We start from the raw sequence: 14,224 nt of genomic DNA on the forward strand, positions 1-14,224 counted from the left end.
CCGCACGGCCTGGAGGCTTTGTAATGCTCAAGCTTTATGGTTTCTCTGTCAGTAACTACTACAACATGGTCAAGCTGGCGCTGTTGGAGAAGGGCGTGCCCTTCGAAGAAGTGCAGTTCTACGGTAGCCAGACCCCTGAAGCCCTGGCCATCAGCCCCCGCGGCAAGGTGCCAGTGCTGAAGACCGAGCAGGGCTTTATCAACGAGACCAGCGTCATCCTCGAATACATCGAGCAAACCCAACCGGGTAAGGCCCTGCTGCCAGCCGACCCGTTCGAGCGCGCCCAGGTATTGGCCTTGTGCCGGGAAATCGAGTTGTACATCGAGCTGCCGGGACGAGCCTGTTATGGCGAGGCGTTTTTCGGCATGTCGGTCGCCGACGCCATCAAGGAAAAGTCCAGGGCCGAATTGCTGCTGGGGTTCGCCTCGCTCGGCCGCCACGGCAAATTCTCGCCTTATGTGGCAGGGGATAGTCTGAGCATTGCCGATCTGTATTTCTTCTACAGTCTTTCGCTGGCCCTGCAGGTGGGCAAGAAACTCTTCGATATCGATTTGCTCGCGGACATGCCGGCGGCCAAGGCACTGATGGAGCGTTTGGAGCGGAACCCGAACGTGCAGCGGATCGCTGCGGATAGAGAGGCAGCGATGCCGGATTTTTTGGCGAAGATCGCTGCCAAGAAGTGAGTTTTGTGCTGTTTTGAAGTGAGTTATCGCGAGCAGGCTCGCTCCCACATTTGATCTCCATGTTCACAAATCATGTGTTCACTGAAGTTCCACTGTGGGAGCGAGCCTGCTCGCGATGCTTTTGGCTTTTAGCGGCTGGCGAGCAACGCCTGGCCGCGTACCACCGCTGCCTTGACCTGCGCCGGCGCGGTGCCACCGATGTGGTCACGGGCATTGACCGAGCCTTCGAGGGTCAGCACGGCAAACACGTCCTGTTCGATCTGGTCACTGAACTTGCGCAGCTCGTCCAGGCTCATTTCCGCCAGGTCTTTGCCACTGTCCACGCCGTACTTCACGGCATGACCAACGATTTCGTGGCAGTCGCGGAACGGCAGGCCACGGCGCACCAGGTAATCGGCCAGGTCCGTGGCGGTGGAGAAGCCGCGCAGAGCCGCTTCGCGCATCACCGCGTGCTTGGGCTTGATGGCCGGGATCATGTCGGCGAAGGCGCGCAGCGAGTCGCGCAAGGTGTCGGCGGCGTCGAACAGCGGTTCCTTGTCTTCCTGGTTGTCCTTGTTGTAGGCCAGCGGCTGGCCTTTCATCAGGGTCAGCAGGCCCATCAGAGCACCGAACACCCGGCCACTCTTGCCACGCACCAGCTCTGGCACGTCGGGGTTTTTCTTTTGCGGCATGATCGAGCTGCCGGTGCAGAAGCGGTCGGGCAGGTCAATGAACTGGAATTGCGCACTGGTCCACAGCACCAGCTCTTCGGAGAAGCGCGACAGGTGCATCATCGCGATGCTCGCGGCGGCACAGAATTCGATGGCGAAATCGCGGTCCGAGACGTTATCCAGCGAGTTGCCGCCGACGGCGTCGAAGCCCAGCAACTGCGCGGTGTATTCACGATCGATCGGGTACGTGGTGCCGGCCAGCGCGGCGCTGCCCAGGGGCATGCGGTTGGTGCGCTTGCGGCAGTCCACCAGGCGCTCGTAGTCGCGGCTGAGCATTTCGAACCAGGCCAGCATGTGATGCCCAAATGTTACAGGTTGGGCGGTCTGCAGGTGCGTGAAGCCCGGCATGATGCTCTCGGCCTCGCGCTCGGCTTGCTCCAGCAGGCCTTTTTGCAGGCGGGTGATTTCGGCCAGGATCAGGTCGATCTCGTCGCGCAGCCACAGGCGGATGTCGGTGGCGACCTGGTCGTTGCGGCTGCGGCCGGTGTGCAGTTTCTTGCCCGTCACGCCGATGCGGTCGGTCAGGCGCGCTTCGATGTTCATGTGCACGTCTTCAAGGTCGACGCGCCAGTCGAACTGGCCGGCCTCGATTTCCGCCTGGATGGTCTTCAGGCCGTCGATGATGCTGTCGCGCTCGGCATCGGTCAGCACGCCGACCTTGGCCAGCATGGTGGCGTGGGCGATCGAACCCATGATGTCGTGGCGATACAGGCGCTGGTCAAAGTTGACGGAGGCGGTGAAGCGGGCGACGAAGGCGTCGACGGGTTCACTGAAGCGGCCGCCCCAGGACTGATTGGTCTTGTCAGTGCTCATGAATTCGCTCGTGATCGGCTGTGGAGAAATTAGCGGTTAAAGGCTGCGGCGGATGATAGCAGGGTTGCCGGGACTGGCGCTGGCACTGGTCGGCAGGTTTTTCGATAGAACCCTGGGATCCAACAGGGGTTTGGCACAACGATATTTTTCGATTGAGCAATATCGTCGTGGCAACCGTCTACAGTGGACTGTAGGACTTTTGCTTTTCCATCCATGGCGCAGCGGGCGATAGATTAAGAAGGGGGGACTCATATTGGTCAGATCGACAGTTAACAATCCCTACGGCGACGCCGTGCGACAACGGGCCTCGGGCATCGGTCGTCAAGCGCTGGTAAAGATAGGCAACCGCCTCGCGGCACTTTTTGGCCCTCGAGCGAGTCTTAGCGTGGATCGCGGTGACGGATGTCACTTCCCCTGTCTACGCTATCCTTGTGCGAGACTCACGCAGGAATCCAGCGCAATATGAATGTCCTGATCGTTGATGACGAACCACTGGCCCGCGAGCGCCTGAGCCGAATGGTTGGCGAGCTCGAGGGTTACAGTGTCCTGGAGCCGAGCGCCACCAATGGCGAAGAGGCATTGGCCCTTATTGACAGCCACAAGCCGGATATCGTGCTGCTCGACATTCGCATGCCTGGCCTGGACGGCCTGCAGGTCGCGGCGAAGTTGTGCGAACGAGAGTCGCCGCCCGCCGTGGTGTTCTGTACCACCCGGGACGATTTTCCGCCCGAGGTGCTGCAAGCCGGTGCCGTGGGGTACCTGGTCAAGCCGGTGGCGTCCGAGGCGTTGCTCGAGGCCTTGCGCAAGGCCGAGCGGCCCAACCGCGTGCAACTGGCGGCGCTGACCCGTCCCGCCGCCGAAAGCGGCAGCGGCCCGCGCAGCCATATCAGTGCGCGCACCCGCAAAGGCATCGAGCTGATCCCGTTGAACCAGGTCGTCTACTTCATTGCCGACCATAAATACGTGACCTTGCGCCATGAGAGTGGCGAGGTGTTGCTGGATGAGCCACTCAAGGCCCTCGAAGACGAGTTCGGCGAGCGTTTCGTACGCATCCACCGCAACGCCCTCGTGGCCCGCGAGCGTATCGAGCGTTTGCAACGCACCCCCCTTGGGCACTTCCAGCTGTTCCTCAAGGGCCTCAATGGCGATGCGCTGATTGTCAGCCGGCGGCACGTGGCCGGGGTTCGCAAGATGATGCAGCAGCTTTAGCGCGGCGGTCCAAGGCGTTCAACGCGTTTCATTTCCAGGATTTGGCGGCCAGGGAGGCCTTGGGGTCGTGATTCAAATCAAAGCGGTTTTGACTGAGCTGTTATTATCTGCCGTATCTTTTAAGTACGGATTGATCCATGTCCCCTCGCGAGATCCGCATCGCCACCCGTAAAAGCGCCTTGGCCCTGTGGCAGGCCGAATACGTCAAAGCCCGCCTGGAAACGGCCCATCCCGGCCTGATCGTGACCCTGGTGCCCATGGTCAGTCGCGGTGACAAGCTGCTGGACTCGCCGCTGTCGAAGATCGGTGGCAAGGGCCTGTTCGTCAAAGAGCTGGAAACCGCGTTGCTGGACAACGAAGCCGACATCGCCGTGCACTCGATGAAGGACGTGCCCATGGACTTCCCCGAAGGCCTGGGCCTGTTTTGCATCTGCGAACGGGAAGACCCCCGCGATGCGTTCGTCTCCAACACGTTTTCCAGCCTTGAAGCGCTGCCTGCCGGAAGTGTGGTCGGCACTTCCAGCCTGCGTCGCCAGGCACAGTTGCTGACTCGCCGTCCGGACCTGCAAATCCGTTTCCTGCGCGGTAACGTCAACACGCGCCTGGCCAAGCTCGATGCCGGTGAGTACGACGCGATCATCCTCGCCGCCGCCGGCCTGATTCGCCTGGGCTTTGAAGATCGCATCACCTCGGCCATCAGCGTCGATGACAGTCTGCCGGCCGGTGGACAAGGGGCGGTGGGCATTGAGTGCCGCAGCGCCGACAGCGAAATCCACGCCCTGCTGGCACCGCTGCACCATGCAGACACCGCCACGCGAGTGTTCGCCGAGCGCGCCCTCAACAAACATCTCAATGGCGGTTGCCAGGTGCCGATCGCCTGTTACGCCGTGCTGGAAGGCGAACAAGTCTGGTTGCGCGGCCTGGTAGGAGATCCCAACGGTGGCCGGCTGCTCAGCGCCGAAGCCCGGGCGCCGCGCCACGATGCCGAGGCGTTGGGCGTGCGGGTGGCGCAAGACCTGCTGGGCCAGGGCGCAGGCGACATCCTCAAGGCGGTCTACGGCGAGGCCGGCCACACGTGACGGGCTGGCGGCTGCTGCTCACCCGGCCAGCGGACGAGTCGTCGGCGCTGGCGGCTGTCCTGGCCGAAGCGGGAGTCTACAGCAGCAGCCTGCCCTTGCTGGATATCGAGCCGGTCCCGCTGTCCGAGGCCGGGCGAGCGATACTCCAGGCGCTGGACCAATACTGTGCCGTGATCGTGGTCAGCAAACCTGCCGCACGCCTGTGCGTCGAGCTGCTGCGCCAGTACTGGCCCCAGCCTCCAGACCAACCATGGTTCAGTGTGGGCGCCGCCACCGGACAGATCCTCATCGATGCCGGCCTCACGGTTTTTTATCCCGATAACGGCGACGACAGCGAAGCCTTGCTGGAGCACTTGGTCTTGCGCCAGGCTATTGCGCGGCCTGAACCCAAGGTTTTGATTGTGCGGGGCGAAGGCGGGCGTGGCTTGCTGGCAGAGCGTTTGCGCGAGCAAGGTGCTAGTGTCGATTATCTGGAGTTGTACCGCCGCCACTTGCCCAATTACGGCGAAGGGGCGTTGCCGGCGAAAGTTGAAGCGGAACGCTTGAACGCACTGGTGGTCAGCAGTGGGCAGGGCTTCGAGCATCTGCAGCGGCTGGCCGGCGATGCGTGGCCGGCCCTGGCGCGGTTACCGTTGTTTGTTCCAAGCCCAAGGGTTGCCGAGATGGCGCGTGCCGCCGGGGCCCGAACAGTTGTGGATTGCCGTGGCGCCAATGCCGCGGCTTTGCTGGCGGCGCTACGGGAACACTCCGTGCCGTTTTCTAATGCAAAGGATGGATACGTGAGCGAAACAGCCTTGCCAAAAGAAGATCTAGACCAGCCAGCGATCGATGCGCCGGTTGAAACTCCGCCCCCGATGGCGCCGCGGCGCGGCAACGGGCTGGCCATTGTTGCCTTGCTGCTCGGGGCCGCCGGCGTAGCCGTAGGCGGTTGGGGCGTGTGGCAGGTGCGTCACCTGCAAACCAATAACCAGCAGCAGTCCGCCCAGGTCCAGGCGCTGAACGATCAGGCCCAGACCCTCAAGCTCAACGAGCAACGCTTGAGCGAGCGTCTGGCGCAATTGCCCCCGGCCGAAGAGCTGGAGGAGCGGCGGCGCCTGGTGGCCCAGTTGCAAGGTGACCAGCAGCGCCTGAACCAGCGCCTGGAAACCGTGCTCGGTGCCAGCCGCAAGGATTGGCGCCTGGCCGAGGCCGAGCACCTGTTGCGCCTGGCCAGCCTGCGTCTTTCGGCCCTGCAAGACATCAACAGTGCCCAGGCGCTGGTCCAGGGTGCTGACGAAATCCTGCGCGAGCAGAACGACCCCGGTTCGTTCGCCGCCCGCGAGCAACTGGCCAAGACCCTCGCCGCGTTGCGCAGTACCGAACAACCGGATCGCACCGGCCTGTTCCTGCAACTGGGTGCTCTGCGCGACCAGGTGCTGCAACTGACCGAGCTGGCCCCCGAGTACAAGGACCGTGGTGAATCCCTGCTGGGCCTGACCGCCGATGGCGATGGCGCCAGTCGTTGGGCGCAGTGGTGGGACCAGATCTCGCGCTATATCCGTATCGACTTCAACGCGGATGAGAATGTTCGTCCGCTGCTGGCCGGGCAAAGCCTTGTGCAAGTGCGCCTGGCCTTGAGCCTGGCGCTGGAGCAGGCACAATGGGCCGCCCTCAATGGTCAGGCGCCGGTATACACCCAGGCGCTGACCGAGGCACGGGACGTGTTGAAGAACAACTTCAACCAGGACAACCCGCAAAGCAAAATCATGCTTGAACGCGTAGGTGAACTGTCCAAGCAACCGGTGACGGTGGTCACCCCGGACCTGACAGGCACGCTGAGCAGCGTCCAGGCTTACCTCGAGCGTCGCAACCTCAATGCCCAGGAATCGGTCAAGCCGCTGCCCGCGCCTGGCGCGCAGGAGGCCACGCCATGAAGCGTCTCTACGTGATTCTGTTCGTGGTCATCGCTGCCGCTGCTTTGCTGGGCGTGGCGATTGCCGAGCATTCGGGTTACGTGCTGGTGGCGTACAAGAACTTCCGTTATGAAGCGGGCCTGTGGGTCACCCTGGCCTTGGTGGCAGTGCTCTGGCTGGTGTGGCGAGGCCTGAGGGCGTTGATCGGCCTGGTGACCACGTCCAGTGGCGTGGTCAACCCGTGGTCGCGGCGCAACCGCAGCCGGCGGGTGCAAGTGGCGATCGAGCACGGTCAGTTGGATCTGGCCGAAGGTCGCTGGGCCAGTGCTCAGCGACACCTGCATCGCGCCGCCGAAGCCGAGCGCCAGCCGCTGCTGTATTACCTCGGTGCCGCCCGCGCGGCCAACGAACAAGGTCTTTACGAACAGAGCGACAGTTTGCTGGAGCGCGCCCTGGAGCGTCAGCCCCAGGCGGAACTGGCCATTGCCCTGACGCACGCGCAACTGCAGACCGATCGCGGTGACACGGACGGCGCCTTGAGCACACTGCAGGCCATGCACGAGCGCCATCCCCATAACGTCCAGGCCCTGCGCCAACTGCAACGCCTGCATCAGCAGCGCGGCGATTGGTCGGCGGTGATCCGGCTGTTACCGGAGTTGCGCAAGGACAAGGTCCTGCCGCCGGCTGAATTGGCTGAACTGGAACGTCGCGCCTGGGGCGAAAACCTCACCCTGGCAGCCCACCGCGAGGAGGACGGCAGCGTCGGTTTGCAGTCGCTCAATCGCGCCTGGCAACAACTGACCTCGGCCCAGCGCCAGGAGCCGGCGCTGGTGCTGGCCTATGCCGAGCAACTGCGCCAGTTGGGCGCGCAGGTCGAGGCCGAAGAGGTGCTGCGAGGTGCGCTCAAGCGTCACTATGACAGCCATCTGGCGCGCCTGTACGGGTTGGTTCGTGGCAGTGATCCGAGCCGCCAGTTGCAAGCGGCCGAAGGTTGGCTCAAGGACCATCCGGCCGATCCAAGCCTGCTGCTGACCCTGGGGCGCCTATGCCTGCAAAACAGCTTGTGGGGCAAGGCGCGGGATTACCTGGAAAACAGTTTGCGCGTCCAACGTAATCCCGAAGCCTGTGCCGAACTGGCGCGGTTACTGGCGCAACTGGGGGACGCCGAGCGCAGCAATCAGTTGTTCCAGGAGGGGCTGGGGCTGTTGGATGAGCGTCTGTTGGCCGCACCGTTGCCGGTTCCGATCCCGGCTAAGGTCATGTCCACTTGAGATGAGACATTGCGGTGCCCCCATGGTTGGAAGCAAAGCCTGCTCGCGAAACCGGTGCCTCGGTTTCTGAAAGACTGTGTCGTCTTCATCGCGGGCAAGCCTTGCTCCCACAGGTGATATCTGTTTGTTTCTGGGGCTTTGGCCATGCCTTCAGCAAAGTCCTACAGCTGGGTGCGCTGAATCCTCTTCGACCTGTCGGGAATTCCCTACATCCCTGGTGAAGTGTCTGCGCGGGCCTGCCTTGAAAGGCCCGAGGGCTTTCCTCTACCGTAACTACTTGTCTCTTCTGTTACGGAACCGCCATGTCTTTGGCCAGCTCACGCTTCTTGTTTCTCATGGCTTCCATCGCCGCGGCCCTGGCTTTGGGCATCGCCACTTATCTGGAGTATTCGGTCGGCCTGATGCCTTGCAGTCTGTGTGTCTTGCAGCGGTTGTGCCTGATGCTGTTCCTGGCGAACAACCTCGTGGCATGCGTACACGGTCCAGGGCAACGAGGCAGTCTCCTGTATGGGGCGGCGGGGTTGGTTTTTGTGGTGGGGGGGATGACCCTGGCATGGCGCCAGGTTCTGATACAGAGCCGTTCGTTCGAACCGTTGCCCGACTGTATTGCCCAGCTCAAGCCGACGGATTCCTGGTGGTGCGCGTTGCACCGCGTCCTTGATGGCGCTGTCGATTGCGCCCATATCACCTGGACGCTGTTTGACCTGAGCATCCCCGAATGGAGCCTGTTGTTTTTCCTCGCGGTATCCAGCGCGATGACCTATCTGCTGCTGCGCCTTGTCTGGAGTGCTCTGGTACGACCGCTTCGCGGCGATACGTCGCAGTTGGTCCGGGCCCTGGATTAAACACTTGTATGAACTTTATCTCCTGCGTACCTTGAAGCCATTGTCGTGCGGGCATAATCTGGCCCGCACGTGTTAGTGGAATTGTGCCGCTCGATCATGTTGTGTCTGGCTTGTCCCTGATCATCAGGCGTGCACAGGCTGCGAGTGGCATGACTCACAAGGGAAGAAATCACCATGCTCGAAAGTTGTCAGAATGCGCAGGAACGCTGGGGTGGAGTGCATCTGCTGATCGATCGCTGGTTGCAGGAGCGCCACGAATTGGTTCGGGCCTATGATGCCCTCGGCGATAAGCCTGAAGCGCTGAGCGAAAGCCGCAAACCCTTGCAGGAGTTCTGCGGTGTGCTGGTCGACTATGTGTCTGCCGGTCATTTCGAGATCTACGAACAACTGACGGGCGAGGCCAAGGCTTTCAACGACAAGCGTGGCCTGGAGCTCGCCGAGCAGATCTACCCGCGCATCGATGTCATCACCGAAAAGCTGCTGGCGTTCAACGACCTGTGCGATGAAGGCAAGTGCGTCGCGGAAAAATTCAAGGAACTGGGCGGCTTGCTGCACGAACGTTTCGAGTTGGAAGACTGCCTGATCGAAGTGCTGCACAACGCCCACAAGGAAGAAGCTGCGGTCCAGGCCTGAGAGGGTTTCGCGGTCATGAAAAAACGGTGCGCATTGCGCACCGTTTTTCGTTGGGCCAGGGTCAGATGGTCGCGCCCAGCAACTCGATTTCAAACACCAGTGGCGTGAACGGCGGGATCACATCTCCTGCCCCTTCGGCGCCATAGGCCAAGGACGAAGGGATCACCAAGCGCCATTTCGCACCTACCGGCATTTGCGGCAGTGCAGTGCGCCAGCCGTCAATCACGCTGTCGAGGTTGAACCACTGCGCCTGGCGGTTGGAGTCGAATACGGTGCCGTCCGGCAATCGACCGGTGTAAAGCACCTGGACTTTGCCGTGAGGGCCGGCCTTCGCGCCGTGGCCTGGCTTGATTTCGGTCAACAGAATGCCGTCGGCGAGTTGCTGGACACCGGGTCGGTTCTTTTCTTCGTTGAGAAATTTCTGCTCCGTTTTCAGCGCGGCTTCAATCTGCGGCGTGGTCGATGGTGCATTCAATTGCGCCTGGTGCTCGGCCAGGATCTGTTCGATGCGTTCATCTTCCAGGGCCAGCGGCTTGCCCAGGTAGGCCTGTTGCAAACCCTCGACCAAGGCTTTGATCTGCAGGTCCGGCACGTCCTGGCGCAGGCGTTCACCGAGGCTGGCGCCCAGGCTATAAGCCAGATCGTGAGCATCGTTTGCGCTGGTTTTTTCAACGGCCTGGACCGTGGAGCAAACCATGCACAGGAATAAAAACAGGTGACGCGACATGTGTGCTCTCCGGCCTCGAATCGAGGAATTATGCCAGTGCCGATCTCTATAAAGTTGGATTGCCTGGACGCTGACGCAGAAGATTTTTCGTCTCTTGCAACGCAACGTCTTATGTAGTGTCAACATGCCCTAGCGGCGGTTGTAGCAGAGGTCTAGTATGAGCCGCACTTACGTCAGTCAGGAGGTAAACCATGTCGGCCACCAAGAAGCCTGTAAACACTCCGTTGCACTTGCTCCAACAACTCTCGGGCAGCTTGCTCGAACATTTGGAAAATGCCTGCTCCCAAGCTCTGGCTGATGCTGAGAAACTGCTCGCCAAGCTGGAAAAACAACGCGGCAAAGCGCAGGAAAAACTGCACAAGTCGCGCACCAAACTGCAAGACGCAGCCACCGCTGGCAAGGCCAAGGCGCAAGCCAAGGCCAAAGATGTCGTGAAAGAACTTGAAGACCTGCTTGATGCCTTGAAGGATCGTCAGTCCGAAACCCGTGCCTACATTCTGCAACTCAAACGCGATGCCCAGGAAAGCCTGAAACTGGCCCAGGGTGTCGGTCGTGTGCAAGAAGCCGCAGGCAAGGCGCTGACACTTCGTGCTGCCAAGCCTGCCGCTGTATCGGCCAAGAAGCCGGTGGCTAAACCCGTTGCGGCAAAAGCACCGGCCAAAGTCGCTGCCAAGCCTGCCGCCAAGGCACCGGCCAAAGCTGCCAGCAAGCCTGCCGCCAAACCCGTCGCTGCCAGTGCTGCAAAACCTGCGGCCAAAAAACCAGTCGTCAAGGCGGCTGCCAAGCCTGCCGCAAAAACCGCGGCCGCTAAACCTGCTGCCGCCAAGCCCGCTGTAAAAGCTGCTGCTAAACCTGCTGCTAAACCTGCTGCTAAACCTGCGGCAAAAGCTGTAGCCAAACCTGTCGCTAAAACCGCCGCCGCCAAACCTGCCGCCGCCAAGCCAGCTGCCAAGCCTGCGGCAACCAAAACGGCTGCTGCCAAGCCTGCTGCGAAAACGGCTGCCAAGCCAGTCGCTGCCAAAGCCCCCGCCAAAGTGGCGGCCAAACCCGCGGCCAAACCGGCTGCTGCTAAAGCGCCTGCCAAACCAGCTGCCGCGAAGCCGACCGCTGCCAAACCTGCCGCCAAACCAGCGGCCAAACCAGCGGCGAAACCTGCCGTGAAAAAACCAGCCGCTGCAAAACCCTCGACTGCACCAGCAGCCAAGCCAGCGACGCCGGCTCCGACTGCGGCACCTGCTCCAACCGCCAGCACTCCGGCCGCGGCGCCCAGCCCATCCGCCGCCGTTGCGCCGAGCACCAGCAGCACCCCGACCAGCGCTTCCTAAGTGCCGGACACCGCGACGCGCAGCTGATGCAGCGCGTCGCGGCTCGCTGGTCCGGCATTCGCCGCCAGCCCTTGCAGCCATTGCGCTGAATCGTTCTGTTGTGCTCCAGGCCAATCCTTGGCCAGCGCTTCCAATCGTTCCAGCAATTGCCGTTCGGCTGCCAACTCCAGTTGCTTGACCTGTTCGCGCAGGTCATTGAGTGCCGTGTCCTGGAGGGCGCCGGTTTTCCATTGGCTGCGAAGCGTGCGCAGGGGCCGCACCACCTCGGCATCCCACGGTTCGGCCAATTGTCGAAGCTGGCGCAGCCTTTGCTCATTGCAGGCCACGCCGCGCTGCGCCAGCCACAGGCCGCAAAGCAGCAGGCAGACGTTGGCGCCGGCGTCCTGCGACGCCAGGCAGGCAGGCTCTACGCCAGGCTTGGCATAGAGGTCGAGGGAAAAACTCCACAGGTCAGGGGACATCGTGCTACTCGCGCCAGTTGCGAGCGAAGCTGGTAGACTCCGCCGCCATTATGATCCGACTTCAGAACCTGACTTTACAGCGTGGCCCGCAACGTCTGCTAGAAGACGCCGAGCTGACCCTGCACGCCGGCCACAAAGCCGGCCTCATCGGCGCCAACGGCGCCGGCAAATCGAGCCTGTTCGCCTTGCTGCGCGGCGAGTTGCACCCAGACTCGGGAGATTGCCTGCTGCCGGCCGATTGGCGTATCGCCCACATGCGCCAGGAGGTCGACACCCTCGAGCGCCTGGCAGTGGACTACGTGCTCGATGGCGACTTGCGCCTGCGCCAGGTGCAACGTGACCTGGCTGCCGCCGAAACGGCCCACGACGGTGCCGCACAGGCCCGCCTGCACGCGGAACTCGACAGTGCCGACGGCTACACCGCCGATGCCCGCGCGCGCAAATTGCTCGCCGGCCTGGGCTTTACCAATGAGCAGATGGATCGCCAGGTCGGAGACTTCTCCGGTGGCTGGCGGATGCGCCTGAACCTGGCGCAGGCCTTGATGTGCCCTTCGGATCTGCTGTTGCTCGATGAGCCGACCAACCACTTGGACCTCGACGCCATCATCTGGCTCGAAGACTGGCTCAAGAGCTACCCGGGCACGCTGCTGCTGATTTCCCACGACCGTGACTTCCTCGACGCCGTGGTCGATCACGTCGCCCATGTCGATCAGCGCAAGCTGACCTTGTACCGCGGTGGCTACAGCGCCTTCGAGCGCGCTCGTGCCGAACGCCTGGCCCAGCAACAGCAGGCCTACGAGAAGCAACAGGCACAGCGTGCGCACATGGAAAGCTACATCGCCCGCTTCAAGGCCCAGGCCACCAAGGCCCGCCAGGCCCAGAGCCGGATCAAGGCGCTGGAGCGGATGGAAGAGCTGTCTGCGGCCCATGTCGATTCGCCGTTCGATTTTGTCTTTCGCGAATCGACCAAGATCTCCAGCCCGTTGATCGACCTGTCCGACGCGCGCCTGGGCTATGGCGACAAGACCGTGCTGGAGAAGGTCAAGCTGCAACTGACCCCGGGGGCGCGGATCGGTCTGCTGGGCCCCAACGGTGCCGGTAAGTCGACCCTGATCAAAAACCTTTCCGGCGAACTCGAGCCGCTGGCCGGGCGCCTGACCCGTGGCGAGAACACTGTGGTCGGCTACTTCGCCCAGCATCAGCTTGACTCCCTGGATTCCAAGGCCAGCCCACTGCTGCACTTACAACGCCTGGCGCCCACCGAGCGTGAGCAGACCCTGCGTGACTTCCTCGGCGGTTTCGACTTCCGCGGCGCACGTATCGACGAGCCGGTGCTGAATTTCTCTGGCGGCGAAAAGGCGCGCCTGGCGCTGGCGTTGATCGCCTGGGGTCGGCCGAACCTGTTGCTGCTCGACGAACCGACCAACCACCTGGACCTGGAGATGCGCCTGGCCCTGACCATGGCCTTGCAGGAGTTCAGTGGTGCGGTGCTGGTGGTGTCCCACGATCGGCATTTGCTCAAGAGCACCACGGATAATTTCTTCCTGGTGGCCGACGGCAAGGTCGAGGAGTTCGACGGCGATCTGGAGGACTACGCCCGTTGGCTGGTGGAGTACCGCCAGCGCAACGCGCCGGTCAGCAGCACACCGGTCAACCCGGACAAGACCGACAAGAAAGCCCAGCGCCAGGCCGCCGCCGCATTGCGTCAGCAACTGGCGCCGCACAAGCGCGAGGCCGACAAGCTCGAAACCGAGTTGGGCAAGCTGCATGAAAAACTGCAAAAGATCGAAACCAGCCTCGGCGATAGCGGTCTTTACGAGGCGGCGCGCAAGGATGAATTGCGTGACCTGCTGGCGGAGCAAGCCAAGCTGAAGGTTCGGGAAGCGGAGCTCGAGGAGGCGTGGATGCAAGCGCTGGAACTGCTGGAAAACCTGCAAGCGGAGCTGGAGGCGTTGTCCTGATGGAAGCGTTGGCGTTGCCTGTACCTGTCATGTGGATCGAGCCGATCTGGCTCGGTGTGCAAATCCTGCTGATTCTGCTGGCCGGTTATGTCGCGCAGCGTGTCGTGGCGCGGGCCCTTACAGGCCTGGGTGAGCGTTACCCATTTCCGCCGCAGTTGGTGATCATCCTGCGAGGTGTGCTGCGCTGGTTGATCATGGGTAGCGCAGTGCTGGTGGTGCTCGAACGCCTGGGCGTCTCGGCGACGGTACTGTGGACTGCATTGTCGGGTTTTGTCGCGGTGGCAGCGGTGGCGTTCTTCGCCATCTGGAGCGTGTTGTCGAACCTGTTCTGCGCCGTGTTGATCTACACCGTCGGACCGTTTCGCCTGGGCGATGTGGTCGAGCTGGTGGACACCACCGACAAACCCGGCATCAAGGGACGCGTGGTGGCGATCAACCTGCTCTACACCACGCTGATCGAAGCCGAGGAGCTCGGCACCGGCAGCGCCATGGTGCAAGTACCCAACAGCTTGTTCTTCCAGCGCTCGGTGCGCCGCTGGCGTGGCAGCGAGGCGTTTCCGGTCGGCGGCTTCGTCGAGTAATCCGGCCTTGGCCCGATGGGTTGTCCTTGCAAAA

General features: G+C 62.2%; 13 protein-coding genes and 2 pseudogenes. 12 read left to right on the forward strand and 3 right to left on the reverse strand.

All coding sequences use genetic code 11. The features are described 5' to 3' along the window. Positions 1-23: 23 nt before the first annotated feature. Positions 24-683, forward strand: a complete 660-nt coding sequence (locus GN234_RS19405) for a glutathione S-transferase family protein (RefSeq protein ID WP_109752641.1) — start codon at positions 24-26, stop codon at positions 681-683. 128 nt (positions 684-811) lie between these two features. Here GN234_RS19405 and argH read toward each other — a convergent pair whose 3' ends face one another. Beyond that, entirely contained in the window at positions 812-2,206 is a 1,395-nt protein-coding gene (argH, locus tag GN234_RS19410) for an argininosuccinate lyase (RefSeq protein WP_109752639.1), read from the reverse strand. Positions 2,207-2,522: 316 nt separating this feature from the next. Here argH and GN234_RS30400 point away from each other — a divergent pair. The 8 genes and pseudogenes from GN234_RS30400 to GN234_RS19440 all read left to right on the forward strand — a co-directional run. Further along, positions 2,523-2,672, forward strand: a pseudogene (locus tag GN234_RS30400) (sensor histidine kinase); the annotation flags it as partial. Continuing rightward, complete coding sequence (locus GN234_RS19415) at positions 2,669-3,415, forward strand: LytR/AlgR family response regulator transcription factor (protein ID WP_109752637.1); 747 nt, start codon at positions 2,669-2,671, stop codon at positions 3,413-3,415. The pseudogene GN234_RS30400 and the gene GN234_RS19415, both read left to right, overlap by 4 nt. A 137-nt stretch (positions 3,416-3,552) precedes the next feature. Then, positions 3,553-4,494 carry a hydroxymethylbilane synthase gene (hemC, locus tag GN234_RS19420; protein ID WP_109752635.1) on the forward strand — a complete coding sequence of 314 codons (942 nt, stop codon included), beginning with the start codon at positions 3,553-3,555 and terminating at the stop codon, positions 4,492-4,494. Continuing rightward, positions 4,491-5,189 (forward strand): annotated as a pseudogene (locus GN234_RS30055) (uroporphyrinogen-III synthase); the annotation flags it as partial. The gene hemC and the pseudogene GN234_RS30055, both read left to right, overlap by 4 nt. Before the next feature lie 84 nt (positions 5,190-5,273). After that, complete coding sequence (locus GN234_RS30060; protein WP_232199895.1) at positions 5,274-6,407, forward strand: uroporphyrinogen-III C-methyltransferase; 1,134 nt, start codon at positions 5,274-5,276, stop codon at positions 6,405-6,407. After that, positions 6,404-7,657, forward strand: a complete 1,254-nt coding sequence (locus GN234_RS19430; RefSeq protein ID WP_109752631.1) for a heme biosynthesis protein HemY — start codon at positions 6,404-6,406, stop codon at positions 7,655-7,657. The genes GN234_RS30060 and GN234_RS19430 overlap by 4 nt, the downstream gene beginning before the upstream one ends. 302 nt (positions 7,658-7,959) lie before the next feature. Next, positions 7,960-8,502 carry a disulfide bond formation protein B gene (locus tag GN234_RS19435; RefSeq protein ID WP_176688938.1) on the forward strand — a complete coding sequence of 181 codons (543 nt, stop codon included), beginning with the start codon at positions 7,960-7,962 and terminating at the stop codon, positions 8,500-8,502. A 174-nt stretch (positions 8,503-8,676) separates the two neighbouring features. Continuing rightward, positions 8,677-9,135: an Rsd/AlgQ family anti-sigma factor gene (locus GN234_RS19440; protein ID WP_003206770.1), complete on the forward strand. Its 459-nt coding sequence runs from the start codon at positions 8,677-8,679 to the stop codon at positions 9,133-9,135. Between the two features lie 61 nt (positions 9,136-9,196). Here GN234_RS19440 and GN234_RS19445 read toward each other — a convergent pair whose 3' ends face one another. After that, positions 9,197-9,862, reverse strand: coding sequence for an FKBP-type peptidyl-prolyl cis-trans isomerase (locus GN234_RS19445; protein ID WP_109752626.1), 666 nt, complete (start codon positions 9,860-9,862; stop codon positions 9,197-9,199). A 191-nt stretch (positions 9,863-10,053) separates the two neighbouring features. Here GN234_RS19445 and GN234_RS19450 point away from each other — a divergent pair, with 191 nt between their 5' ends. Then, entirely contained in the window at positions 10,054-11,187 is a 1,134-nt protein-coding gene (locus GN234_RS19450; RefSeq protein WP_176688939.1) for an AlgP family protein, read from the forward strand. On the opposite strand, the gene GN234_RS19455 is transcribed toward GN234_RS19450, so the two are convergent. Further along, positions 11,184-11,648 (reverse strand): TIGR02444 family protein, encoded by a 465-nt coding sequence (locus GN234_RS19455; protein WP_109752624.1) that lies wholly within the window; start codon positions 11,646-11,648, stop codon positions 11,184-11,186. The genes GN234_RS19450 and GN234_RS19455 overlap by 4 nt on opposite strands. 50 nt (positions 11,649-11,698) lie before the next feature. Between GN234_RS19455 and GN234_RS19460 the strand changes: the two genes are divergently transcribed. Both GN234_RS19460 and GN234_RS19465 read left to right on the forward strand, forming a co-directional pair. Then, positions 11,699-13,609, forward strand: coding sequence for an ATP-binding cassette domain-containing protein (locus tag GN234_RS19460; protein ID WP_109752623.1), 1,911 nt, complete (start codon positions 11,699-11,701; stop codon positions 13,607-13,609). After that, the gene (locus GN234_RS19465) at positions 13,609-14,190 is read left to right on the forward strand and encodes a mechanosensitive ion channel family protein (RefSeq protein ID WP_109752622.1); all 582 of its coding nucleotides are present in this window, start codon (positions 13,609-13,611) and stop codon (positions 14,188-14,190) included. Before GN234_RS19460 ends, GN234_RS19465 begins: the two co-directional genes overlap by 1 nt. Positions 14,191-14,224: the final 34 nt, after the last annotated feature.

It is taken from the genome of Pseudomonas bijieensis (genome assembly GCF_013347965.1).
Taxonomy (GTDB): Bacteria; Pseudomonadota; Gammaproteobacteria; order Pseudomonadales; family Pseudomonadaceae; genus Aquipseudomonas; species Aquipseudomonas bijieensis.

Bases quoted from the DNA above. Each gene is read 5' to 3' on its own strand.
- GN234_RS19405 (WP_109752641.1), top strand. From the start codon at position 24: ATGCTCAAGCTTTATGGTTTCTCTGTCAGTAACTACTACAACATGGTC.
- argH (WP_109752639.1), bottom strand. From the start codon at position 2,206: ATGAGCACTGACAAGACCAATCAGTCCTGGGGCGGCCGCTTCAGTGAA.
- GN234_RS19415 (WP_109752637.1), top strand. From the start codon at position 2,669: ATGAATGTCCTGATCGTTGATGACGAACCACTGGCCCGCGAGCGCCTG.
- hemC (WP_109752635.1), top strand. From the start codon at position 3,553: ATGTCCCCTCGCGAGATCCGCATCGCCACCCGTAAAAGCGCCTTGGCC.
- GN234_RS19430 (WP_109752631.1), top strand. From the start codon at position 6,404: ATGAAGCGTCTCTACGTGATTCTGTTCGTGGTCATCGCTGCCGCTGCT.
- GN234_RS19435 (WP_176688938.1), top strand. From the start codon at position 7,960: ATGTCTTTGGCCAGCTCACGCTTCTTGTTTCTCATGGCTTCCATCGCC.
- GN234_RS19440 (WP_003206770.1), top strand. From the start codon at position 8,677: ATGCTCGAAAGTTGTCAGAATGCGCAGGAACGCTGGGGTGGAGTGCAT.
- GN234_RS19445 (WP_109752626.1), bottom strand. From the start codon at position 9,862: ATGTCGCGTCACCTGTTTTTATTCCTGTGCATGGTTTGCTCCACGGTC.
- GN234_RS19450 (WP_176688939.1), top strand. From the start codon at position 10,054: ATGTCGGCCACCAAGAAGCCTGTAAACACTCCGTTGCACTTGCTCCAA.
- GN234_RS19455 (WP_109752624.1), bottom strand. From the start codon at position 11,648: ATGTCCCCTGACCTGTGGAGTTTTTCCCTCGACCTCTATGCCAAGCCT.
- GN234_RS19460 (WP_109752623.1), top strand. From the start codon at position 11,699: ATGATCCGACTTCAGAACCTGACTTTACAGCGTGGCCCGCAACGTCTG.
- GN234_RS19465 (WP_109752622.1), top strand. From the start codon at position 13,609: ATGGAAGCGTTGGCGTTGCCTGTACCTGTCATGTGGATCGAGCCGATC.